Source organism: Caloramator sp. ALD01 (genome assembly GCF_000472625.1).
GTDB lineage: Bacteria > Bacillota > Clostridia > Clostridiales > Caloramatoraceae > Thermobrachium > Thermobrachium proteoclasticum.
In genome coordinates this window covers 14,664-39,497 of the sequence record NZ_AXAA01000017.1, presented here as the reverse complement: position 1 = coordinate 39,497, position 24,834 = coordinate 14,664, and the positions used below count along the sequence as shown (strand labels likewise).

27 protein-coding genes are annotated in these 24,834 nt (G+C 32.2%); all 27 read left to right on the top strand.

Annotated elements, in window-relative coordinates; genetic code table 11:
• The first annotated feature begins 243 nt into the window (after nucleotides 1-243).
• Nucleotides 244-1,848, top strand: a complete 1,605-nt coding sequence (locus tag A3M9_RS0108245; RefSeq protein WP_027308808.1) for a hypothetical protein — start codon at nucleotides 244-246, stop codon at nucleotides 1,846-1,848.
• Nucleotides 1,849-1,866: 18 nt separating this feature from the next.
• Complete coding sequence (locus tag A3M9_RS0108240) at nucleotides 1,867-2,271, top strand: hypothetical protein (protein ID WP_027308807.1); 405 nt, start codon at nucleotides 1,867-1,869, stop codon at nucleotides 2,269-2,271.
• A gap of 5 nt (nucleotides 2,272-2,276) precedes the next feature.
• A complete protein-coding gene (locus tag A3M9_RS0108235) occupies nucleotides 2,277-2,528 on the top strand; it encodes a hypothetical protein (RefSeq protein WP_027308806.1) in 252 nt (83 codons plus the stop codon).
• A 2-nt stretch (nucleotides 2,529-2,530) separates the two neighbouring features.
• Nucleotides 2,531-3,553 carry a hypothetical protein gene (locus A3M9_RS14785; RefSeq protein ID WP_051350661.1) on the top strand — a complete coding sequence of 341 codons (1,023 nt, stop codon included), beginning with the start codon at nucleotides 2,531-2,533 and terminating at the stop codon, nucleotides 3,551-3,553.
• A gap of 301 nt (nucleotides 3,554-3,854) precedes the next feature.
• A complete protein-coding gene (locus tag A3M9_RS0108225) occupies nucleotides 3,855-4,772 on the top strand; it encodes a TIGR01212 family radical SAM protein (RefSeq protein ID WP_035166185.1) in 918 nt (305 codons plus the stop codon).
• 202 nt (nucleotides 4,773-4,974) lie between these two features.
• Nucleotides 4,975-5,166, top strand: coding sequence for a PspC domain-containing protein (locus A3M9_RS0108220; protein WP_027308804.1), 192 nt, complete (start codon nucleotides 4,975-4,977; stop codon nucleotides 5,164-5,166).
• Between the two features lie 23 nt (nucleotides 5,167-5,189).
• Nucleotides 5,190-5,963: a hypothetical protein gene (locus A3M9_RS0108215; protein WP_027308803.1), complete on the top strand. Its 774-nt coding sequence runs from the start codon at nucleotides 5,190-5,192 to the stop codon at nucleotides 5,961-5,963.
• Nucleotides 5,964-6,252: 289 nt separating this feature from the next.
• On the top strand, nucleotides 6,253-6,654 hold the full coding sequence (locus tag A3M9_RS0108210; protein ID WP_370882853.1) for a MarR family winged helix-turn-helix transcriptional regulator: 402 nt from the start codon (nucleotides 6,253-6,255) through the stop codon (nucleotides 6,652-6,654).
• Nucleotides 6,655-7,614, top strand: coding sequence for a beta-ketoacyl-ACP synthase III (locus tag A3M9_RS0108205; RefSeq protein WP_027308801.1), 960 nt, complete (start codon nucleotides 6,655-6,657; stop codon nucleotides 7,612-7,614).
• A 10-nt stretch (nucleotides 7,615-7,624) separates the two neighbouring features.
• A complete protein-coding gene (acpP, locus tag A3M9_RS0108200) occupies nucleotides 7,625-7,858 on the top strand; it encodes an acyl carrier protein (RefSeq protein WP_027308800.1) in 234 nt (77 codons plus the stop codon).
• The gene (gene fabK, locus A3M9_RS0108195) at nucleotides 7,858-8,802 is read left to right on the top strand and encodes an enoyl-[acyl-carrier-protein] reductase FabK (RefSeq protein ID WP_027308799.1); all 945 of its coding nucleotides are present in this window, start codon (nucleotides 7,858-7,860) and stop codon (nucleotides 8,800-8,802) included. Before acpP ends, fabK begins: the two co-directional genes overlap by 1 nt.
• Entirely contained in the window at nucleotides 8,803-9,729 is a 927-nt protein-coding gene (fabD, locus tag A3M9_RS0108190) for an ACP S-malonyltransferase (protein WP_027308798.1), read from the top strand.
• Between the two features lies 1 nt (nucleotide 9,730).
• Nucleotides 9,731-10,462 carry a 3-oxoacyl-[acyl-carrier-protein] reductase gene (gene fabG / locus A3M9_RS0108185; RefSeq protein ID WP_035166183.1) on the top strand — a complete coding sequence of 244 codons (732 nt, stop codon included), beginning with the start codon at nucleotides 9,731-9,733 and terminating at the stop codon, nucleotides 10,460-10,462.
• A gap of 10 nt (nucleotides 10,463-10,472) precedes the next feature.
• On the top strand, nucleotides 10,473-11,705 hold the full coding sequence (gene fabF / locus A3M9_RS0108180) for a beta-ketoacyl-ACP synthase II (RefSeq protein ID WP_027308796.1): 1,233 nt from the start codon (nucleotides 10,473-10,475) through the stop codon (nucleotides 11,703-11,705).
• Between the two features lie 4 nt (nucleotides 11,706-11,709).
• Entirely contained in the window at nucleotides 11,710-12,177 is a 468-nt protein-coding gene (gene accB / locus A3M9_RS0108175) for an acetyl-CoA carboxylase biotin carboxyl carrier protein (protein WP_027308795.1), read from the top strand.
• A complete protein-coding gene (gene fabZ, locus A3M9_RS0108170; RefSeq protein WP_027308794.1) occupies nucleotides 12,167-12,601 on the top strand; it encodes a 3-hydroxyacyl-ACP dehydratase FabZ in 435 nt (144 codons plus the stop codon). The genes accB and fabZ overlap by 11 nt, the downstream gene beginning before the upstream one ends.
• A 14-nt stretch (nucleotides 12,602-12,615) precedes the next feature.
• Entirely contained in the window at nucleotides 12,616-13,956 is a 1,341-nt protein-coding gene (locus tag A3M9_RS0108165) for an acetyl-CoA carboxylase biotin carboxylase subunit (protein ID WP_035166181.1), read from the top strand.
• Nucleotides 13,957-13,979: 23 nt separating this feature from the next.
• Nucleotides 13,980-14,816, top strand: coding sequence for an acetyl-CoA carboxylase, carboxyltransferase subunit beta (gene accD, locus A3M9_RS0108160; protein ID WP_242826194.1), 837 nt, complete (start codon nucleotides 13,980-13,982; stop codon nucleotides 14,814-14,816).
• On the top strand, nucleotides 14,816-15,691 hold the full coding sequence (locus tag A3M9_RS13505) for an acetyl-CoA carboxylase carboxyltransferase subunit alpha (protein WP_084424722.1): 876 nt from the start codon (nucleotides 14,816-14,818) through the stop codon (nucleotides 15,689-15,691). Before accD ends, A3M9_RS13505 begins: the two co-directional genes overlap by 1 nt.
• 141 nt (nucleotides 15,692-15,832) lie before the next feature.
• A complete protein-coding gene (locus tag A3M9_RS0108150) occupies nucleotides 15,833-16,714 on the top strand; it encodes a sulfite exporter TauE/SafE family protein (RefSeq protein ID WP_027308791.1) in 882 nt (293 codons plus the stop codon).
• Between the two features lie 78 nt (nucleotides 16,715-16,792).
• Nucleotides 16,793-17,806, top strand: coding sequence for a LacI family DNA-binding transcriptional regulator (locus A3M9_RS0108145; RefSeq protein WP_027308790.1), 1,014 nt, complete (start codon nucleotides 16,793-16,795; stop codon nucleotides 17,804-17,806).
• Between the two features lie 127 nt (nucleotides 17,807-17,933).
• Nucleotides 17,934-19,880, top strand: coding sequence for a beta-galactosidase (locus A3M9_RS0108140; protein WP_035166180.1), 1,947 nt, complete (start codon nucleotides 17,934-17,936; stop codon nucleotides 19,878-19,880).
• Entirely contained in the window at nucleotides 19,881-21,962 is a 2,082-nt protein-coding gene (locus tag A3M9_RS0108135; RefSeq protein ID WP_027308788.1) for an alpha-galactosidase, read from the top strand. It abuts the gene before it with no gap.
• A 76-nt stretch (nucleotides 21,963-22,038) separates the two neighbouring features.
• Nucleotides 22,039-22,236 (top strand): hypothetical protein, encoded by a 198-nt coding sequence (locus A3M9_RS0108130; RefSeq protein ID WP_027308787.1) that lies wholly within the window; start codon nucleotides 22,039-22,041, stop codon nucleotides 22,234-22,236.
• The gene (locus A3M9_RS0108125) at nucleotides 22,226-22,567 is read left to right on the top strand and encodes a type II toxin-antitoxin system PemK/MazF family toxin (protein ID WP_242826193.1); all 342 of its coding nucleotides are present in this window, start codon (nucleotides 22,226-22,228) and stop codon (nucleotides 22,565-22,567) included. Before A3M9_RS0108130 ends, A3M9_RS0108125 begins: the two co-directional genes overlap by 11 nt.
• A 119-nt stretch (nucleotides 22,568-22,686) precedes the next feature.
• Nucleotides 22,687-23,673 carry a galactose-1-phosphate uridylyltransferase gene (gene galT / locus A3M9_RS0108120; protein ID WP_027308785.1) on the top strand — a complete coding sequence of 329 codons (987 nt, stop codon included), beginning with the start codon at nucleotides 22,687-22,689 and terminating at the stop codon, nucleotides 23,671-23,673.
• Between the two features lie 2 nt (nucleotides 23,674-23,675).
• Nucleotides 23,676-24,833 (top strand): galactokinase, encoded by a 1,158-nt coding sequence (locus tag A3M9_RS0108115; protein WP_027308784.1) that lies wholly within the window; start codon nucleotides 23,676-23,678, stop codon nucleotides 24,831-24,833.
• Nucleotide 24,834: the final 1 nt, after the last annotated feature.

Sequence of the window (24,834 nt, the reverse complement as noted above, 5' to 3'; positions counted from 1 at the left end):
TATTATATGAAATATGTCAATTTAAGTTCTTGAGATTTAATTTCTAAGTGGTTTTAGATAGGAAATAAAAGGTATTTTTTATAAAGTTTTATTGAAAAAATATTAAATCTCAAGTGTATAGAGATAAATAAGTTTTTTTAAATAAAATCAATATGTTAAATGCATATTAATTATAGTAATTATTATAAGTTATATTAAGAATATGATTTATAAATGTATAAATATGTATATTGAGGTGATATAATGGAAAAAATTTTAAGTTATTTATATTATGAATTTGATAATGAGGAAATTATTGTGGAATCTCACAATGAAAATGGTAATGATGAAATTAATTGTCTAATAAAGGAATATAAAAAAGTCGTATATAATTCTTTAATAACATCTTTTGGACTAGATTTTATATTATTTGAAGACATAGATGGAGGAAATGTTCAAACAGTTCACAACTTTGAAAAAGGCGTTTATGCAAATCAAAAATTTAGAGAGCGTGGTGAAAGACAATATAACAGAGAAGATTATGTAACAGCTAGTGAAATGAATAGAAAGAAAAAAGAAATTTATAAAAGAGAAAAAGAACTGAGATGCGAATATACAGGAGATAAATTACAAAAAGATGGTTCTACACATTTAGATCATATAGTTTCACTTAAAGAACTGCACGATGACCCAAAAACACGAATGCTTAATAGCGTTGAAGAAATAAAGAAAATAGGCAATGATAATTCAAATATGGCACTAACAAAAGCTTCAATTAATTTATCAAAAGGTGAAAAATCAATGGAAGAGTTTCTGAATACAAAAAGAAAAGGAAGTAATATGACTAATGCTGAATATTTTAAAATTAATAAAGAAAAGGCAACATACTTATATAAACAATCAAAAAAGAAAATTGATAGCCATAATGCGAGAAAATTGTTACAACATTATTCAAGAGAAATAGGTAAAGATTCAATTTTACAAGGAAGTAAATTAGGAATAAGACAAGCATTAGGTATTATATGTACAGAATTTACATTTATTATATTTGATGAAATACCTTTGTTGGTAAAGGAATTAAAAAATAATTTTGATTTAAAGATATTTTGGGAAAAACTAAGAAATATTATCGAAAAAGCTGTAATTTGTGTAAAAGAAAAGTTTAAAGATATTTTAGATGCTTTTAAAAATGGATTTATATCAGGAGTACTTTCTTCTGTTGTTACAACTATAATTAATATGTTTTTAACAACAGCAAAAAATGTTGTTAGAATAATAAGACAAGCAATAGTTTCAATTAAAGAAGCATTGAAAATTTTAATATATAATCCAGATAATCTACCATTTGAAAAAAAAGTATGTGCAGCTTGTAAAATTATTTTTTTAGGAATTTCTGCAATAATAGGAAATTTAATTACTGAAGCTGTTCAAAAGTTAATATCTACAAGTGGTGTTGCATCGATCCCTTTAATTGGAGAAGTATTAAATGATACAATACCAATTTTTGTAGGAACTTTAGTTAGTGGTATTATGAGTATTAGTATTATATATTTTATAGACAATTCAGACTTAATGAGAAAAATTATTAAGTATATGAATAATACAATATATGATAATGTTGTAAATGATTTAAAAGAAGCTAATAAAATATTAGATAATTATATATCTAAACTAATGGATATAGATATAAAAGAATTAAATAAAAAAACATATGAAATTATTCAAATAAATAATAGGTTAGAAAGAGGAGAAGATATGACAACAGTATTAACTGATTTTCTATCAAGTTTAGGGTGTAACATGCAATTTAAAAATTTTGAAGAATTTAATAATTGCATGTTAGATAAAAATTTTGTTTTAGAATTATAAAAAAAGGAGGAGTTTAGAATGTTTTTGAAGTATTTATCAGAACAAGAGCAACAATTATTTCTTGAATTGTGTAATTTAGTAATAAAAGCTGACTTAAAAATTGAAAAAGAGGAATTGGATTTAATTAATGAATACAGATTTGAAATGGGATTATTTGAAGAAGACTATCAAATTAAAGGTATAAAATATGAAGAAATTGTTAAAGGATTAAAGGAAAAAAGTAATTTTAGCAATATAAAGAAAATTATGTTTGAACTTATTGCGTTAGTCAAGGTAGATAAAAAAGAAGATGATAGAGAAATTGAATTGTTAGAAAAATTAAAAAATGATTTTAATTTAGATTCAGATATGATAAAATCCATTTCAAGTGTATTGGATGAATTAAAAAATGTATATAAAAAAGTTTTTGACATAGTTGGTTAAATCATATGTTTAAATGTAGTAAATGTGGAAAGTGTTGTATTAACCTTGATTTAAATCCAATTTATAAAGATTTAGATAGAGGAGATGGTATTTGTAAATATTTTGATATGGAAAAGAGATTATGTACAATATATAATAAAAGACCTATTAAATGTAATGTAGATTTATATTATGAATTATATCTTAAAGATAAAATGGATAGAGAAGAGTATTATAGATTAAATTATTTAGTGTGTAGAAAGTTAAAGGAGGTATAGATATGCCAATACCTTTATTGTTTATTGGTATAGCAGCGGCTACTGCAGCAACAGGAATAGGGGCAGGAGTTAGTGGTGCAAATAAAATAAAGGAAGCAAATGAGATTGTTGAAGATGCAACATATAGATATGAACGAGCTAAAGAAAAAATGGAAGAAGAACAAAATAACTGCACAAATAAATTAGAAAAATTAGGAAAAGTAAAAATGGATATTTGGACAAAAGATCTAAAGAGATTTATTATGTTATATGAAAAAATACATAATAAGCCAAAATTTAATGGTGAACTACATAATGAATTTATTTCATTAACACCAGAAGAACTAAAAGAATTCAAGGATATTAATTTAGGAGCAATCGATATTTTAGCAGGTGTTACTGGTTCTATAGGAGCAGGAGCTTTAGCTGGAATTGGAGCATGGGGCGGAGCAATGCTTTTAGGTACAGCATCAACAGGAACAGCTCTAAGTGCATTATCAGGTGCAGCAGCAACAAATGCAACTTTAGCTTTCTTTGGAGGAGGTTCTTTAGCAGCCGGAGGACTTGGAATAGCAGGTGGTACAGCGGTTTTAGGTGGACTTGTAGCAGGCCCTGCGTTAGCTGTTGGAGGATTATTATTAAATAGTAAGGGGACCCAAAGTCTTGAGAAAGCTTATGAGGTTAGAAGAGAAGCTAATAAAGCTATAGAAAAGATGGAAACAGCAGAAAATATATTAAGGGAGACAGCTAAAACAGTACAGTTTTTTACGATAGAAATAAAAAAAATACGAAATATATTTTTAGAGGATATTGAAAAGTTAGAGATAATCGTAAATGAAAAATATTGTGATTATCAATTATTTGATGAAAATGAGAGAAATATATTATATAGAACTATATTATCAATAAAGACATTAAAAGAATTAACACAAATCCAGATTTTAAAGCAAAGTAAAAATTATGAAATTAAATTAAATGAATTAGCAAAAAGTAATTTTAAAGAACAATTAGCTGAGTATAAAATTGAAATGGAAAAAATAGCATAGTTATTTTACAAAAAATAGGCACAATTAATGTGTCTATTTTTTGTAAAGTTAAGAATTAAAATAATGTATATAAAAATATATATAATTTTAACAATATTATTATACAGACCTAATCTTAAAGAGAAATTATGTTTTCTATTTTGGTTTAATGAGTTATAAAAGGTAAATAAATATTAAATAATTTTTTAAAATGTAAATTTTGGTTAAGTATATAATAAAAATATACCAACTTTACATTTTCATATAATAATATTATTATATGAAAAGACATAGTGATTTTCAAATACAGGTGGTGAAACAAATGAAGATGTGGGGAGATAAGAGATATTATTCTCTTAATTATTTTTTAAGACAGAAGTTTGGAGAGAAGGTTTTTAAGATATCCCTTGATGCTGGATTTTCTTGTCCAAATAGAGATGGCAAGATCTCAAGTGGAGGATGTATATTCTGTAGTGCAAGAGGTTCAGGAGATTTTGCGGGTTGTGGAGATGATTTAGTTAGACAATTTAATGATATAAAAGAAATAATGAATAAAAAGTGGAAGGAAGGTAAATACATTCCCTATTTTCAAGCCTATACAAATACCTATGCACCAGTTGATGTGTTAAGAGAAAAATATTATAGCGTATTAAATTTAGAGGGGGTTGTAGGGCTTGCAATAGCAACAAGACCAGATTGCCTACCTGATGATGTTTTAGATTTATTGAGTGAAATAAATCAAAAAAAATATATTTGGGTGGAGCTTGGACTTCAAACTATACACGATGATACAGCAAAGCTAATAAATAGAGGATATAGCCTTGAGACGTATATTGATGCAGTAGAAAAATTAAAAAAGAGAAATATAGATGTAGTAACCCACGTAATACTTGGATTGCCTAAAGAAGATAGAAAGAGAATGCTTGAAACTGTTGAATTTGTTGCAAAGACAAATACACAAGGAATAAAGTTACATCTTCTTCATCTAATGAAGGGAACAAAAATGGTGGAACTTTATCAAAGAGGAGAATTGAGATTTTTAGAGATGGATGAATATGTAGATTTGGTTGTTGATTGTATTGAGAGGCTTCCAGAAAATATGGTTATTCATAGAATGACAGGAGATAGTCCAAGAGAACTTTTAATTGGCCCTATGTGGAGCTTGAAAAAATGGGAAGTTTTAAATGCAATAGACAAAAGATTTATAGAGAGAGATACTTGGCAGGGTAGACTTACGTAAATGCTACTTAGGTGAAATGTGACATTATACATTATGTGGTAATGAACATTTCACCTTTTTATTTTAACATTACAAATTTTTTAACAAAAATTACTTGAAATAAGCTTTTATTTAGTAGAAAATAGTAAATATATAAAAATAAATACATAAATAGAAAAAATAAAAATATATATGTTTTAGAAAATGAAAAAGGAGTGAAGTTATGTACAAAAAGCTTTATAGGTCAAGGACGGAGAGGATGATAGCAGGAGTTTGTGGAGGTATTGCCAAATATTTTGAAATTGACCCTACATTAGTTAGATTAGCTTGGGTTTTTGCTACATTTCTTGGAGGTTCAGGAATTTTAGCATATTTAATATGTGCAATAGTAATTCCACTTGAACCTATTGAATGATATTATATGATAGGGGGATTTTTATGTTTAAGAAAAGTCTAAAACTTATTTTTACAGAACCACTTATGGTGCTTCCTCTATTTATATGCAATCTTTTAGGAAATGCCAGAATACCAGTGAAAAATCAAATTGTTGGATATGGATTTGATATAAATAGTATAATTAGAGCCTATTCAAGACAAATTATAGCTGCACTGCTGATTATGGTTGTATTATTATTTATATCACCATTTTTAACAGCTTGGACAAATTTGATGGTAAAGGATAAGGTTTTAAGTGGTAAAATAGATTTTAATAAAAATTCAAAAAAGGCATTTAAATATTATGTTAGAGTTTTGGTGGTTTCTTTAGCATTAATAGCTGCATTGATTATTTATATATTTTTATCTATATTTATAATAGGTAGCTTATATGTTGCATCCAAAGGCTCAGCAGGTGTCTTTATAATTGGAATATTAATTTTTGTTTTAATTTTAGGCTTTGTTGCTATATTGGTAACACCTGTGATTCCTATTCTTGTGGTTGAAGATGAAGGTTTTACAGGAGCGTTTAAAAGGTCTTTTGAGTTTGGGTTTTCAAATTTCTTTAATATATTAGGGGTTTTTGTATTTAATATGATTATAGGATTATTAGTAGGTATAATATTTAAAAATGTTAAGATTATACAAACACTGATAAATTCATATATGTCAACTTTATTAACTGTTTATATAATAAACAAATATATTGAAGAGTATATAGGATTTGATAAACAAAATGAAGTTCAAGCATTGGAGGATAGTACAACATTAGAATAATATATTGGGGCAATTTGCCCCATTTTATTTTTGATTTTAAATTAACAAAGTTAATTTTTTAAACAAAATATTAACAGTTATACATTTTATTGACTCTATACTCTGGAATAATTAAAATAAAAATGTATATCTTGGAAATAAAATTAGATTACCACCTTGACAGAATATATTTATTTTTATATACTTTGATTATAAAAATATTTGAGAATCAAAATATTGAGGTGGTACTGTGTCAAAGACATATTCAGTTTTAAACGAGCTTTTAGTGGAATTATTTAATGACATACTTATGATTGAACAGCAGGCATTAAAATCAAAGGATTTTAATGATTTATCAATCACAGAAATCCATACAATTGAGGCAATAGGAATGTATGGAGATAAGACTATGTCTGAAGTCGCAGAAAAACTAAACATAACAGTAGGAACTCTTACTGTTGCAGTAAATAATCTTGAGAAAAAAGGATATGTAGAAAGAAAACGTTCAGAAGAGGACAGAAGAATAGTTTTTGTACATCTAACAAATAAAGGTAAACTTGCCTATAGAATGCACGAAAAGTTCCATAGTGCTATGATTAATGAAGTAATTGAGGGACTAACTGATGAGGAAGAAAAGATTTTAGTAAGTTCCCTTGAAAAATTAAATAACTTCTTTAAGAAAAGGCTTAAGAAAATAGGTGGTGAAGAATAAGTGAAACTAATTGGTATTGGAAAATGTGTTCCCGAGAGGGTTGTAACAAATGATGAACTTTCTAATTTTGTTGACACATCAGATGAATGGATAGTAACAAGAACAGGAATAAAAGAGAGAAGATTAACCCTTGGACAAAACACCTCTGACTTGGCAAGTATTGCTGCACAAAGGGCAATAGATATGGCTAAAATAAGTGCAGAGGATATTGATTTGATAATTGTATCAACAGTAACACCCGATTATTTTACTCCATCAACAGCCTGTGTTGTTCAAAAGAATATAGGAGCAAAGAATGCAGCCTGCTTTGATCTGAATGCAGGTTGTACAGGGCTTATATATGGTCTTGTTACGGCAGAGGCTATGCTAAAAACACTAAATTATAGATATGCACTTATAATTGGTGCAGAAACTCTTTCAAAGATAATTGACTGGAATGACAGAAATACCTGCGTTCTGTTTGGTGACGGTGCTTCTGCATGTGTTGTAGAAGCATCAAAGGATGGTGTGCTAAGCATGTACCTTTCATCAGAGGGAGAAAAGGGAAAATACCTTGAGTGCAATGGGCTTCCTCTAAGGAATATTTTAATACAGAACACGTGGGATAGTTTTGTAAGGATGGATGGAAGGGAAGTTTTTAAGTTTGCAACAAATGCAATAGTGAAATGCATTGATATTCTTTTAAAGGACGCAAATTTACAAAAGGATGATATAGCCTATGTTGTTCCACATCAAGCAAATATAAGAATAATAGACTATGCTGCAGATAAGACAGGAATAGGAAGGGATAAATTCTATGTTAATATAGATAAATATGGAAATACTTCATCTGCAAGCATAGGTATAGCCCTATGTGAGATGTATGAAAAGGGAATGTTAAAGAAGGATGATAAGGTTGTTTTAGTTGGCTTTGGAGGAGGATTAACTTCAGGAGGCCTAATAATAAATTGGAGTATATAAGGAGGAGTCAATGATGTTTGAAAAGATAAGAAATATAATAGCAGATCAACTTAATTTAGATGAAAATGAAATTGCAGAGGATACAACATTTGTAGATTTAGGTGTTGATTCATTAGACCTTTTCCAAATATTAATAAGCCTTGAGGATGAGTTTGGAATCGAAATTCCAAATGAAGATGCAGAAAATATTAAAACTGTAAAGGATGTAGTAGAGTACATAAAGGAAAGAATAGGTGATGAATAATGATAAAAACAAAGCTTTGTGAACTTTTAAATATAGAGCATCCAATTATTCAAGGTGGAATGGCTTGGATTGCAGACAGTAGCCTTGCGGCTGCTGTCTCAAATGCAGGTGGGCTTGGAATTATTGCAGCAGGAAATGCCCCGGGTGAAATAGTTAGGGAAGAAATAAGAAAGGCAAAGAGACTAACAGATAGACCCTTTGGTGTAAACATAATGCTTTTGAGTCCCTATGCAGAGGAGGTTGCAAAGATAGTATGTGAAGAAAAAGTAGCAGTAGTAACAACTGGTGCAGGCAACCCCGGAAAATACATTGAAATGTGGAAGGAAAATAACATAAAGGTAATACCAGTTGTTCCATCAGTTGCACTTGCCAAAAGAATGGAGAGAAGCGGTGTAGATGCAGTAATTGCAGAGGGACACGAATCGGGAGGACATATAGGTGAACTTACGACTATGGCACTTGTACCTCAGGTTGTTGATGCTGTTTCGATTCCTGTTGTTGCAGCAGGAGGAATAGCGGATGGAAGAGGACTTTTAGCAGCACTTTCTTTAGGTGCCGTTGGAGTTCAAATGGGAACAAGATTTTTGGTTGCAAAGGAATGTAATGTACATCAAAACTATAAACAGAGAGTCTTGTCAGCAAAGGATATTGACACAGTTATCACAGGCTTATCAACAGGACATCCAGTACGTTCCCTAAGAAATAGATTTACAAGAGAACTTTTAAATATTGAAAAACAAGGCCTTGATGCTGAAGTTTTTGAGCAAAGGGCAGCAGGTTCACTGAAAAGAGCTGCAATTGATGGTGATATAGATTTTGGTTCAGTAATGGCTGGGCAAGTATCAGGTCTTGTAAGAAAAGAACAGACTTGTAGTGAAATTATTGAGGAGATAGTAAAAGAAGCATCAGATTTATATAAAGCTTTAGGCGGGATGGTGAGATAAATGAAGATAGCCTATTTATTCTCAGGACAGGGAAGTCAATATTTAAATATGGGTAAAGAACTTTATGAATTAAAGGAAGCAAATGAAGTATTTGAAAGGGTAAATAGCAGTGTTGATATAGATGTAGCAAAGCTTTGCTTTGAAGAGCAAGAAAATTTAAATAAGACAGAATATGCACAGATTGCAATATTTACTGTAAGTATGGCAGCATTGAGTGTTTTAAAAGCAAAGTCTATAGAAGTAGATTCAGCAATTGGACTTAGTCTTGGAGAATATTCTGCTCTATGTTTTGCAGGAAGCTTTACTTTAGAGGATGGTGCAAAGCTTGTGAGAAAAAGAGGACAGATTATGGGAAGGTGTGCAGAAAAGGTAAAGGGTACAATGGCTGCAATAGTAGGGCTTGATGAGAATATGATAGAAGATATTTGTAAAAAAGCAGCGGATGCTGGATTTGTAAGGGCTGCAAACTACAACTGTCCAAAGCAGGTTGTAATTGCAGGTGAAGAAGATGCAGTACTTAAGGCTATGAATATAGCGGAAGGCTTAGGTGCAAAGGCAGTAAAGCTAAATGTAAGTGGTGCCTTTCATACAGATATGTTAAAGGATGCAAGTGAAGAATTCTATAGCGTATTGAAGGAGATAGATATTAATCAGCCTAAAAGGAAGGTAATTTCAAATCTAAATGGAGATTATTATAAAAATGATAGTGATGTAAGAGAGATTTTAAAATTGCAGATGATTTCTCCAGTATACTTTGAAAAGGGAGTAAAGAAGCTTATTGAAGATGGTTATGATACCTTTATAGAGCTTGGACCATCGAAGGTTTTAAGTGGTTTTGTAAAAAAAATAGATAGAAAACTAACAACGCTAAATGTAGAAGATATTAAGTCGCTTGAAAAAACGTTGGAGTATATTGGAGGTAAGTAATATGAAGGTGGCAATAGTAACCGGAGCAAGTCGTGGAATAGGAAGGGCAATTTCGATTGAACTTGCAAAGATGGGAATAAATTTAGTTTTAAATTATAGAAAGAGCGAAGATGATGTTAAAGAAACAGTTGAAGAGGCTAAAAAATATGGTGTTGAGGTTTTAACTGTTAAGGGAGATGTAAGTGATTTTAATGGAGCAAAATCTATTGTAGACGAGGCAATAAATAAATTTGGAAAAGTAGATATACTTGTAAATAATGCGGGAATAACAAAGGACACATTGATTTTAAGGATGAAGGAAGATGATTTTGATTCAGTTATTGATGTTAACCTAAAGGGTACCTTCAATATGATAAAACACGCATCACCTTATATAATGAAATCAGAGGCAGGAAGGATAGTAAACATCTCTTCGGTAATAGGACTTATTGGTAATGTAGGTCAGGCAAATTATGCGGCATCAAAATCTGGAGTTATAGGACTTACAAAATCAGTTGCTAAGGAACTTGCATCAAGAGGTGTTACTGTAAATGCAGTTGCACCTGGATATATAGATACAGATATGACTAAGGTTTTAAGTGATAAGGTTAAGGAAGGAATAAAAAATTTAATACCTCTAAAGAGAGTTGGAACTGTGGAGGATGTTGCACATTTGGTCGCGTTTTTAGTTTCAGATAAGGCGTCATATATAACAGGACAGGTTATAAACGTTGATGGTGGAATGGTTATGTAGGAGGTGTAGTATGAATAGGGTTGTTGTAACAGGACTTGGAGCGGTAACTCCACTTGGAAATAACGTTAAGGATTTTTGGAGTGGGCTTAAGGAAGGTAAAAACGCTATTGATTTCATAAAATCTTTTGATAATCAAAATTTTAAGGCTAAGCTTGCGGCAGAAGTTGATATAAATATAGAGGACTATATTGATAAAAAAGAAGCAAGAAGAATGGATAGGTTTACACAATTTGCCCTTATAGCAGCAAATGAAGCAGTTTTAGATTCAGGAATTAATGTTGATAATGTGGATAAATATAGATTTGGAGTAGTTTTAGGCTCGGGTGTTGGTGGAATAAAGACACTTGAGAATGAACATACAACACTTTTAGAAAAGGGACCAGGGAGAGTATCTCCTTATTTTATACCAATGATGATAAGCAATCTTGCAGCAGGCAATATTGCAATTAAATTTGGTGCAAAGGGAATAGCAAATACAGTAGTTACAGCCTGTGCTTCGGGAACGAATGCAATTGGTGAAGCCTATAGATTGATAAAGTCAGGTGTACTTGATATAGCAATTACAGGTGGAACGGAGGCAGCAATAACTCCTCTTGCCCTTGCAGGTTTTAGTTCCTTGAAAGCACTAAGTTTTAGTGAAGATAAAAATAGGGCTTCAATTCCATTTGATAGAGAAAGAGAAGGTTTTGTAATGGGAGAAGGAAGCGGAATTTTAATACTTGAAAGTTTAGAGCACGCAGTAAAAAGAGGAGCAAAAATATATGCAGAGGTTGTAGGTTATGGTGCAACCTGTGATGCCTACCACATTACAGCACCTGTTGAATCGGGTGAAGGTGCAGCCTGTGCTATGGAGATGGCAATAAAAGATGCTGGTATAGATATAACCTGTGTAGATTATATAAATGCCCACGGAACCAGCACACCCTATAACGATAAAATTGAAACAACAGCAATAAAGAAGGTATTTAAAGATCACGCGTATAAATTAGCTGTTAACTCAACAAAATCAATGATTGGGCATCTTCTTGGTGCAGCTGGTGCAGTTGAGGCAATTGTGTGCGTTAAGTCTGTTCAGGAGGATTTCGTACATCCTACAATAAACTTGAATGTAAAGGATGAAGAATGCGATTTAGATTATGTACCACATACAGGACGTAGTATGAGGGTAAACTATGCATTATCTAACTCACTTGGTTTTGGTGGGCATAATGCCAGCATATTATTAAAGAAATGGGAAGGTTGATGTTATGGATGTAAAGAAGCTTCAGGAACTAATTGAATGTGTGAGCAACTCTAATTTAACATATTTTGAGGTTGAAGAGGGCGGCACAAAGATAGTTATGAAAAAAGAGTGTGAGGGCGTTTTACTAAAGGAAGTACCAAAAATAGATAGGCCTATCTCTGTAGATAAGATTGAAGAAAAGTCCTATGAAAAGGTAGAAAATATAAAGATACAGGAGATTAGGGATGAGATAATTGTGAAGTCTCCAATGGTTGGTACCTTCTACAGTGCACCATCACCAGATGCATCACCCTTTGTTGCAGTTGGTCAAAGGGTTAAAAAGGGAGATATATTGTGCATAATTGAGGCTATGAAGATAATGAATGAGATTGAAGCAGAAGTTGATGGTACTATTGCGGCGGTATGTGTACAAAATGGTGAAATGGTGGAGTACGGTCAAGCACTCTTTAGAATTCAAAAGGATGGTGAGTAATGTGCTTACTATAAATGATATAAAAAAGATAATTCCACATAGATATCCATTTTTGCTTGTGGATAGAGTGGATGAATTAGAGCCAGGTAAAAGAGCAATAGGATATAAAAATGTAACCTTCAATGAGTATTTCTTTCAAGGACATTTTGAACAGGAACCTGTAATGCCTGGTGTCTTAATAATTGAGGCTCTTGCTCAAGTTGGTGCCATTGCAGTTCTATCCCACGAGGACTATAAGGGTAAGATGGCATATTTTGGAGGAATAAATAATGCAAAGTTTAGAAGGAAGGTAGTTCCTGGAGATGTACTAAAGCTTGAGGTTGAGATGATAAAACTAAAGTCAAGGGCAGGAGTTGGAAAGGCTGTTGCCTACGTTCAAGATGAAATCGCCTGTGAAGCTGAAATTATGTTTATTACAGCATAGGCTGGAGGTTATGTATGAAAAGGATACTTGTTGCAAATAGAGGTGAAATAGCAGTAAGGATTATAAGGGCGTGTAGAGAGCTTGGTATTGAAACAATAGCAGTTTATTCTGAGGCGGATACTAATTGTTTGCACGCACACCTTGCTGACCACGCAATATGTATAGGTCCTGCAAAATCTAAGGATAGCTATTTAAATATGCAAAATATATTAACAGCAGCACTGATGACAGGATGTGATGGTATACATCCAGGTTATGGCTTTTTATCTGAAAATAGTAAGTTTGCAAAGATGTGCGAAGAGTGTGGAATTAAATTCATAGGTCCATCTCCAGAAGCTATATCCCTTATGGGAAATAAGTCAGTGGCAAAGGAGACGATGAAAAAAGCAGGGGTACCTGTTGTTCCAGGTTCAGAGGGTGCTGTAAAATCCTTAGATGAGGGATTAAAGATTGCAAAAAATATAGGCTTCCCCGTTATGATAAAGGCCTCTGCTGGAGGTGGAGGAAGAGGAATGAGACTTGTTTTTAAAGAAGAAGAATTTGTACAAAGTTTTACTTCCGCAAAACAAGAAGCAGAGGCCGCCTTTTCAGATGGAAATCTTTATATTGAAAAATATATAGAAAAACCAAGGCATATAGAATTTCAGATACTTGCAGATGAATATGGTAATGTAGTTCACTTAGGGGAAAGAGATTGCTCTATACAAAGAAGAAATCAAAAGGTTATAGAGGAGGCACCAAGTTCTCTATTAAGTGAAGGGTTAAGAAAAAGAATGGGAGAGGCTGCAATATCTGCGGCAAAGGCTGTGAATTACAAAAATGCAGGGACAATTGAATTTCTTTTAGATGCAAATGGTAATTTCTATTTTATGGAGATGAATACAAGAATACAGGTAGAGCATCCTGTTACAGAGCTTGTAACTGGTATAGATTTAATTAAAGAACAGATACGAGTAGCAAAGGGAGAAAGATTAAGGTTTTCTCAGGATGATATAAAAATAAAGGGACACGCTATAGAGTGTAGAATTAATGCTGAAAATCCAGATAAGAATTTTATGCCATCACCAGGAGAAATAAAAAGGCTTATAGTCCCATCAGGTTTTGGTGTAAGATTTGATAGTCATATATATCAAGGGTATAAAATACCACCATATTATGATTCAATGATAGGGAAATTAATTGTATATGGAGAAACAAGGCAAGAGGCCATAAGTAGGATGAATAGGGCCCTATATGAACTTATAGTCGATGGAATAGATACAAATATAGATTTCTTAAGCAGAATAATAAACCACAAGGATTTTATAGAGGGAAATATAGATACTTCCTTCATTAAGAAGAACTTTGATATTTAGGGGGTGATGTTATGATTGATAATATGTTTGATAGGAAAAAGGAAATAATTTATGATAATTTATCGGCAAAAGTAGATATACCAGATGGACTATGGATAAAATGTGATAGATGCAAAAAGATTATATATAAGGATGATTTAATCTCATCCCTATATGTCTGTACAAGTTGTGGATATCATTTTAGAATTACTGCACCCCAAAGAATTGAGATGCTATGTGATGAAGGAAGTTTTGAAGAGATTGATGGAGACCTTGTAGGGGATGATCCTTTGAATTTCCCAGGGTACAAGGAAAAGTTAAGTAGATTAAGAGAAGAGACAGGATTAAAGGAGGCTGTTGTAACTGGAATTGGTAGGATAGAGGGATTAGAAGTTGCACTTGGAGTTATGGACAACCGATTTTTAATGGGAAGTATGGGATATGCTGTAGGTGAGAAAATAACAAGGCTTGTTTATAGATCAATAGAAAAGAGGATACCGCTTATCATATTTACAACATCAGGTGGTGCAAGAATGCAGGAGGGAATAGTGTCACTTATGCAGATGGCAAAAACAAGTGCTGCACTTGCAAAACACAATAAAGAGGGACTTTTATACATATCCTATTTAACAGATCCTACAACAGGAGGAGTTTCTGCCAGCTTTGCAATGCTTGGTGATATAATACTGGCAGAACCTGGTGCTCTAATTGGGTTTGCAGGGCCAAGAGTTATTGAACAGACAATAAGACAAAGACTTCCGGAAGGTTTCCAGACATCAGAGTTTTTGTTAAAGCACGGATTTGTTGATAGGGTTGTAGATAGAAGGGATATGAAGAGTATGTTAAATAGCATTTTAAGAATGCACTTGGGGGTGAGGTAATGTCGGTTCTTGATTTAGATAAAAAGATTGAGGAGCTTGAGATAAAAATTGAGGAACTTAGAAAGATTTCAACGGAAAACAACATTGATTTAACTTGTGAAATAGAGAAGATGGAAAAGAAGCTTCTTGAACTTAGGAATGATTTATCAAGTAAACTCACCCCTTGGGATAGAGTAGTTTTAGCAAGAATGAATGATAGACCAACAAGTCTTGACTATATAGAAATGATTTTTGATGATTTTATTGAGTTCCACGGAGATAGACTCTATGGAGATGATCCTGCGATTGTTGGTGGAATTGCTACCTTAGATGGAATCCCTGTTACTGTAATTGGTGAACAAAAGGGTAGAAATACTAAGGAAAACCTATATAGAAATTTTGGTATGCCTCATCCTGAAGGATATAGAAAGGCACTAAGACTAATGAAGCAGGCAGAAAAGTTTAAAAGGCCTATTATAACATTTATAGATACTCCAGGTGCTTACTGTGGAATAGGTGCTGAGGAGAGAGGGCAGGCAGAGGCAATAGCAAGAAATTTAATGGAGATGTCAACAATAGACACACTAAAGATTGCAATAGTAATAGGGGAAGGTTCAAGTGGAGGTGCCCTTGCAATATCTGTAGCAGATGAGATTTGGATGCTTGAAAATGCGGTATATTCTATTTTGTCACCTGAAGGTTTTGCAAGCATACTCTGGAAGGATGCTTCTCGTGCAAAGGAGGCTGCTGATGTTATGAAGATGACGGCCTACGATTTAATGGAGCTTGGAATTATAAATAGAATAATTAAAGAACCGGCAGGAGGAGCCCATAAGGCACCACAAATGGTGGCAGATGAGATAAAGAGGAATTTGATTGCAGTCATAAAAGGATAGGTTGTATTTATATAACCTATCCTTTTAATTTTTAAGTTTCTTTTAAAAATAATACAAAATGTATGAAAAATGAAATCGATATGTTATAATATTTCAAATCGGTATTGTCTTTTTTATTATATAATAGAAAGGAGTATGGTAATGATTGGGTTAATATTGGGAATTTTAATTATTGCAGCTTTTATATTTTTATATTATTTGATGGATGATGTAAGAAAAGTTGCAAAAAATGGTTTTGAAGAAGAGGGAAGCTTTTTAGGATTGAGTGCAGTTGGATTTATAACGTTGTTTTTTGATACATTAGGAATAGGTAGCTTTGCTCCGGCAACCTCGATGTTTAAAATATTTAAACTAACAGATGAAAGAACTATACCGGGTACATTAAATGTTTCTATGACAATACCAATTATACTTGAGGCTTTAATTTTTATTAGAATTATAGAAGTTGATATAATTACTCTTATTACAATGATTTTAGCTTCAGTTTTTGGAGCTATTTTAGGAGCAGGAATAGTATCTAAACTAAATACAAAGAAGGTTATATTTAGTATGGGTATGGCACTTTTATTTGTGGCAACTTTAATGGTAGCAGGACAACTTAATATACTACCTATCGGTGGGGATTCAATTGGGTTAAGAGGTGGTAAGTTGATTTTTGCTGTGGTAGCAAATTTTATATTAGGAGCTTTAATGACAATAGGAATAGGACTTTATGCACCTTGTATGGCTCTTGTTTATGCACTTGGTATGAGTCCAAAGGTTGCATTTCCTATAATGATGGGGTCTTGTGCTTTTTTAATGCCAGCAGCTTCAATAAAGTTTATTAAAGAGGGAGCATATGATAAAAAGGCAGCGGTTGCAATAACTTTATTTGGGTCTGTTGGAGTTTTAATTGCTGCCTTTATTGTAAAAGAAATGAGATTAGATTTATTAAAGTGGGTTGTTATTATAGTTATTCTCTACACTTCCTTTATGATGTTTAAGTCCTTTAAAAAATATACAGGAGAGATAATTGAGGCATAAATTAAAATGATTGTTGTAGACAAGTTGTAAAAATATTCGTATAATGTATTTGATTAATTATGATAGGGTGATGTGTTTATGGCAGTTACTATAAATGATGTTGCAAAAGAGGCTGGGGTTTCAATTACAACTGTGTCAAGAGTAATAAACGGAAATTATCCTGTAAAGCAGGAAACAAGGCAGAGGGTTGAGGAAGCAATAAAAAAGCTCAATTTTCAACCAAATCCTATTGCAAGAAGTCTTGTTAGTAGAAAGACAAATAGCATTGGAATAGTGGTTCCAAGTATTACAAATATGTATTTTACAGAGGTTGTAGACGGTATAGAAAAATATGCAAGAAACAACAGCTATGATATATTTTTAAATATAACAAATGGAGATGCAAAGGCAGAAATAAATGCAGTAAATAAATTTATAGAGAGATATGTGGATGGGATAATAGTTGTAGACCCTCAAACAGAAAATATTCTGTCAGGTTTTTATAATGAAATAGTAAATACAGTTCCTGTTGTTTTTGTGAATGGATATCATCAGGAGATAGACTTAAGTTTTGTTATAAGTAATGAAGAGAATGGATTTAAAAATGCTCTAAAGCATCTTAATAAAACAGGGCATAAAAATATTATATTTGTAAGAGGTGAAAGCAGTTATTCCTATGATTTAAAGGAGAATATATATAGAAAATTTATTAAAAACATAGGAAGCATTGAATACGTATTAACTGTTAATGCAGGTAATAGTATTGAAGTTGTTGAAAACACTAAAAAGTCAATAATAAACGTAAGTAGAGATATAAAACTTGGTGAAGATTTTACTGCACTTATTGCCTGCAATGACCTTATGGCAACTGGTGCTTTAAATGCTTGCCTTGAACTTGGAATTAAAGTTCCAGATGAATTTTCAATCATTGGTTTTGACAATATAATTTTATCTCAAATGACTACGCCAAAGCTCTCAACTGTTGATCAAAATATGAAAAAGCTTGGGGAGAAGTCTGCAGAAATGCTTTTTAATTATATAGAATCAGGATATGAAGCTGACAAGGTATTGATTAATACAAAATTAATATTAAGAGAAAGTTGTAGGATATGATATAAAGTCTCACATTTAGTCTTTAATTAAACTAAATGTGAGATTTTTGTTCATATTAAATTGATGGACAATTTAGAAAAATTATTTTATAATATAACTGAAAACGTTTTCTAAAGGGGTGTGTATAATGAAAAGTTTTTTTGGAGTTGATTATTATCCAGAACACTGGCCTGTTGAGATGATGGACAAAGATATTAATAGAATGGTAGATATGGGGGTTGAGGTTGTTAGAATAGGAGAGTTTGCTTGGCATATAATGGAGAAAAATGAGGGCGAATACGATTTTTCCTTTTTTGATATGGTGATAGAGAAGCTCAAAAAAAGAGGCATTAAAGTCATATTTGGAACTCCAACAGCAACTCCACCAGCTTGGCTTATAAACAAATATCCTGAAATACTTCAGCGGGATGAAAACCTAATGCCAAGGAGTTTTGGCGGAAGAAGGATGTACTGTTATAATAACGAAACATACAGAGAATATACTAAAAGGATTGTTACAGAGCTTGCAAATCATTATAAGAATGAGGATTCAATAATAGCTTGGCAGATAGATAATGAATTTGGACACGAGGGAAGTGATTTATGCTTCTGTGACACTTGTAAAAGAGGTTTTAGGAATTATCTAAAGGAAAAGTATGGAACAGTAGATAATCTAAACAAGTCTTGGGGAACAGTTTTTTGGAGCCAAACATATAACAGCTTTGATGAAATTCCACTACCACTTAAGACTATAACGCATCATAACCCTTCTATGCAGCTTGACTATAAGAGATTTATGTCAAAGTCAATAAATGAATATGCAAAGTTTCAAGTGGACATTTTAAGAGATATTTTAGGAGAGAAGGCATTTATTACTACTAATATAGCAGGTGGATATTTTGATAAAAATTTTGACCATAAACAAATGGCAAAGGAAATGGATATTGCCTCCTATGACAACTATCCTGTTTGGGGAGGCCTAAAGGAACCAATTACTCCTGCCAACATTGCAATGGATTTAGATTTTATAAGAGGTTTAAAAAGAAAAAACTTTTGGATTGTTGAAGAGCTTATGGGAGCACAGGGGCATACCATAATAGGATATCTTCCAAGGCCAAATCAAGCAAAGATGTGGGCATATCAAGCAGTAGCCCACGGTGCACAATCTATACTTTTCTTTAGATATAGAACAGCAACCTTTGGAACAGAGGAATTTTGTTTAGGTATCATTGACCAAGATAATAGAGAGGGAAGAAAATACAGGGAGGTTAAGGAGTTCTTTAAAGATGTAAAGGGTTATAGGGAGCTTCTTCAAAGTCCAATAAAGTCAGAGATAGCCTTTTTATATGATTATGAAAATATATGGGCTTGGAAGATTCAACCTCAAAGTACAGCCTTCAACTTTAAAGAGGAAATGTTAAAGTTATATACAGCCTTCTATAGACATAATACGCATATAGATGTAATAGATTCTAAGGATGACTTTAGCAATTACAAGGTTGTTGTATTGCCTGTTATGATGATAGTTGATGAGGAGCTAAAGCATAGACTTGAGGAGTTTACTAAAAAAGGAGGAACAGTTGTCCTTACCTACAGGACATCCATAAAGGACAGAAACAACAATCTTTATCTTGGAAAAGCAATGCCCTGCAATTTAAATGACCTTACAGGCATAGAGGTGGAGGAGATAGAATCACTTCAGGAGGGGCAATTTGCCTATGCAGATGGCAAATTTGGAAGGACAAAATGTAGTGTTATGAGGGAAATGATAAATTCAAAGGGGGCAGAGGTTCTATATACATATCAGGATAAGTTTTATAGAGAAAAGGGATGTATAACATTAAATAAATTTGGACAAGGCGAAGTATATTACATTGGAACATCTGCTGATGAAGAAATATTAACAAAAATAGCAGAGGAGATAGTAATTAAAAATGATATAGAACATTATAATACGCCCTATGGTGTTGAGGTATATACAAGATATTTAAATGATAAAAAGTATATGTTTGTTATGAACCATACAGATGAAGATAAGGAGGTCTTGGGCATAAAGCTTATGCCTTATGATAGTAAGATTATAGAGGTGAAATAGATGGGGGTAAGAAAATATAACGAATATATTGGCTTATATACTAAATCAATGCAGTATGTATTTAAATTAGAGGATGATTTAATAAGACACGTTTATTTTGGTGAGGAAATACCTTTAGAGGACTTTGAGTTAGAAAAGATACAGGAGGTTTCCTCTAATGATTCAATATATGACGTTGCTAAGGAGGAGTTTTCTTATCACGGTAAGTTAAGGTTTAAAGAAACTTGTCTTAAGGTTGAGTTTGAAGATGGAACAAGAGACCTTGTCTTAAAGTTAAAGGATTTTAAAGTAGATGAGGATTATGTTGAAGTTCTACTAAAAGATGAACATTATAAAATAGAAGTAATACTTAAATATAAAGTTTATGAAGAAGAGGATTTACTTGCAAGATGCATTGAAGTTAAAAATGTAGGTGAAGGTATTATAAAAATAGAGAAGGCCTTTTCCTTTGAACTAAATCTTGATGGATTAGGATATTATATAAACAACGTTGGAGGACATTGGGGTAAAGAAGGGGTAAGGTTTAGACAACAGGTAGGCTACAGTAAGGTTGTATTAGAGAGTAGAAAGGGCAATACAGGACATAACAACAATCCATACTTTATCATTGAAAGGGATGCAGAGGAGGATAGGGGGGAAGTTTACTTTGGTGCTTTAGAATATAGTGGTAATTTTAAAATAGTTGCAGAAGGAATGCCCTATGGTTATACAAGGGTATTAGTAGGGATTAACGATTTTGATACCTCAATTACATTAGAAGAGGGACAGAGTTTAGCTTTACCAACAGTTTATTTTGGTTATACTAAAAAGGGTCTTGGAGAAATGTCAAGAAGGATGCACAGGTTTGTTATAAACAAATTAATGCCCATAAACTTTAACCAAAGAATACGACCGGTTTTGTATAATTCTTGGGAGGCAACTTTATTTGATGTTAAATGCAGCGAGCAAATAGAGCTTGCAAAGAGAGCAAAGGAGATAGGGTGCGAACTATTTGTTGTAGATGACGGTTGGTTTGGGGAGAGAAATAGTGATAGGGCAGGTCTTGGGGATTGGTATGTAAACAAGGAGAAATTTCCACAAGGTTTAAAACCTTTAATTGATGAGGTTAAAGCCTTAGGAATGGATTTTGGGATATGGGTTGAACCTGAAATGGTAAATATAGATAGCAACCTTTATAGAAATCATCCTGATTGGGTGTACCACTTTAACAATAGAAAATGTACTACTGCAAGAAATCAACTTGTTTTAAATATGACTTTAAAGGAAGTTCAGGACTATGTATATAGCGTACTTGATGAGCTTTTAACTCAAAACGATATAAGCTTTATAAAATGGGATATGAATAGACCATTTTCAGAGGCAGGTGCTCTAAACCTTAAGGATAAAAGAAGTGTTTGGATAAAGCATACAGAGGCAGTTTTTGAGATAGTAAAACGGTTGAGGGAAAAGCATCCTAATGTGCATTTTGAAGCCTGTGCTTCTGGAGGAGGAAGGGTTGATTTAGGAAGTATAAGATATTTTGATCAATATTGGACAAGTGATAATACTGATGCCTTTGATAGATTGAAGATACAAGAGTCCTACAGCTTAATTTATCCAGCTATTGCTATGAGAGCTTGGGTTACAGATTGCCCTAATTTTTTAACCAACAGAATAATTCCTTTAAAATTTAGATTTCACTGTGCTATGATGGGTACATTAGGAATTGGAGGAAATATAAATAAGTGGACAGATGAAGAAAAGAAGATTGCTATGGATATGATAGAAGAGTATAAAAAAATAAGGCATATAGTTCAATTTGGAGACCTTTATAGACTATCTTCAATAGAAAAGGAAGAAATACATTCTGTTCAATATGTATTAAAGGATGAGTCGGTAGTCTTTACATTTTTACCTCGACAAAACTATTCAAAATCTAAATTTAGAATTAGGTTAAAGGGATTAGAGTTAGATAAAAGATATAAAGTAAAGATTGAAGGAAAGGAGTATTTTAAATCAGGTGCTTATATTATGAACTACGGTATAGATGTAGAGCTTAAGGGGGACTATGCCTCAAATGCAATCTATTTGAAATATGAATAATGCTACACCATTGGTGTAGCATTTATATTTAATTAATTATATAATAATTATAATAGAATTTATTGGGGTGATTTATATGAATACTGCAAAGAAAATAATAAATAGTTTAATTGAGGATATGCAAGACAATGAACTTGCAGAAGTTATAGATTTTATAACATTTTTGAAATTTAAAAAAGAAAAGCAGTTATATCAGGACTTAATTCAAGCAAGTGAAAGTAGCTTAGATTTTTGGTTAAATGAAAAAGATGATGAGGTGTGGAATGATGTATAGGCAGGGAGACATTCTATTAATACCTATACCATTTAGTAATTTAAAGTCAAATAAAAAAAGACCTGTACTTGTTTTATCTAATGCAAAATATAATTCAACCACAGAAGACATAGTAGTTGCTGCAATAACATCAAATTTAGAAGAAAAGGAATATGCAATTACTATAACTAATAATGATTTGTGGGAAGGCGAAATAAAAGTCACATCCAATATAAGAGCAGATAAAATTTATACTTTATCTAAAAATATAGTTATTAAAAAAATTGGAAGTGTTAATGTTAATGTAATAGAGAAGGTTATAAATTTAATAGAAAAGCTAATGAAGGAGTAGAAAGAAGGGAAAAGAAAAATTTCATATCCCTTCTTAATTTTTTGAAAATTGATATTTATTTTTTGGTTTGGTTGTTATATAATGATTATAGAAAAGGTTTTCTATAAGGAGGAACGGATATGGCAGAGTTAAGATGGAATCCACTTTTAAAGACTTGGACTATGGTAGCTTCAAATAGACAGCAAAGACCTAATATGCCAAAGGATTGGTGCCCATTTTGCCCAGGTTCGGGAAGAGTACCAGACAATTATGACGTTTATAAATACGATAATGACTTTCCTGCTCTAACTCAATCACCTGGACAGCCTGATGTTGATGGAAATGACTTATATAAAGTTGCTCAAAACTATGGAAAGTGCGAAGTTATATTGTATTCACCAGAACACACCAAAACACTTCCAGAACTTGAAGTTTCACATATATATAAATTAGTCAATCTTTGGACTGAAAGGTTTGCGGAACTCTCAAAGGATGAAAAAATAAAGTATATATTTGAATTTGAAAATAGAGGAGAGGAAGTTGGAGTTACAATGCCTCATCCTCACGGACAGATATATGGATATTCCTTTGTACCACTTAAGGTTAAGGTTGAACTTGATTCTTGTAAAGAATATTATAAAGAACACAATGAATGTATGATTTGTAGAATGAATAGAGAAGAAAAGGATTTTGAAAAGAGAGTTATATATGAAAATGAAAGTTTTATTGCATATATTCCCTTCTTTACAGATTACCCTTACGGAGTATTTATAGTAAGTAAATCCCACAAGGGGAACTTTACAGAGTTTACTGACAAAGAAAAATGGGATTTAGCAGATATATTAAAAAAGGTAACTGGTGCATTTGATACACTTTTTGAAAGATTATTTCCTTATATGATGTGTATACATCAAACGCCAGTTAACTGTGAAGAGTATAAGGACAGTGCAGACTATTATCACTTCCATATAGAGTTTTACCCACCACTTAGGGATGCAAATAAAATAAAATATTATGCTTCATCTGAAATGGGTGCGTGGGCTGCCTGCAATACCCTTGCGGTTGAACAAACATCAGAACAATTAAGGGAAGCATTAAGAAAATTTTTAGATAAGATAGGGGGATAATTATGGAGGTAAAAATACTAAAGGATATGTTTGAAAAGGAATATGGTGAAGGAGTAGTTGATGTTTATTTTTCACCAGGAAGAGTTAATCTTATAGGAGAACATATAGATTATAATGGAGGATATGTTTTTCCTGGTGCTTTAACAATAGGTATTTATGGGATGCTTAGAGATAGAAGCGACAATATTATACGATTAAGGTCTAAAAATGCAATAGGAGAGGTTGTAATAGATTTAGATAGAGAGATAGTATACGATGAAAGGGATGATTGGGGTAACTATCCAAAGGGAGTAATAAAGAAGATAATGGAATTAGGATATAAGGTTAATGGTTTTGATATATTATTCTACAGCAACCTACCAGATGGTGCAGGACTTTCTTCTTCTGCAGCAATTGAAGTTTTAACTGCCTATATATTGTTACACAAGAATAAGGCTGAAGATATAGATAGAGTAGAAATAGCAAAACTATGCCAAGAGGTTGAGAATAAATTTGTTGGTGTAAATTGTGGAATTATGGATCAGTTTGCTGTTTCTGTAGGAAGAGAAAATAATGCAATTTTACTTGACTGTTCAAATCTTTATTATGAATATGTTCCCTTTAATTTAAAGGATTCAAGCTTAGTTATAATGAATACAAACAAAAGAAGAGAACTTAGTGAATCAAAGTATAATGAAAGAAGAGCAGAGTGTGACAAGGCACTTGATATTATAAAAGCCCACAAAGAAATAGAAAACCTTTGCCAAGCAGAAATAAAGGATTTAGATTATATTGAAGATGAAACAATCAAAAAGAGAGCACGCCACGCAATAACAGAAAATATGAGAGTAAAGGAAGCTGTTAAAGTTTTAAGAGAGGGAGACATTGAAGCATTTTCTAAACTCTTAATCCAATCACATAAATCACTAAAGGAGGATTATGAGGTTACAGGATTGCATCTTGATGCTATAGTTGAAGAGGCATTAAAATTTAAAGGATGCCTTGGTGCAAGAATGACTGGTGCAGGTTTTGGAGGATGTGCAATTGCAATTGTAAAAGAAGGAATGGAGGAAGAATTTATTAATGAAGTTTCAAATAGATATAAAGATAGAACAGGTATAAAGGCAGATTTTTATATAAGTAAAATAGGTGATGGAGTTAAATTTATAGGAAGGTGCTAAT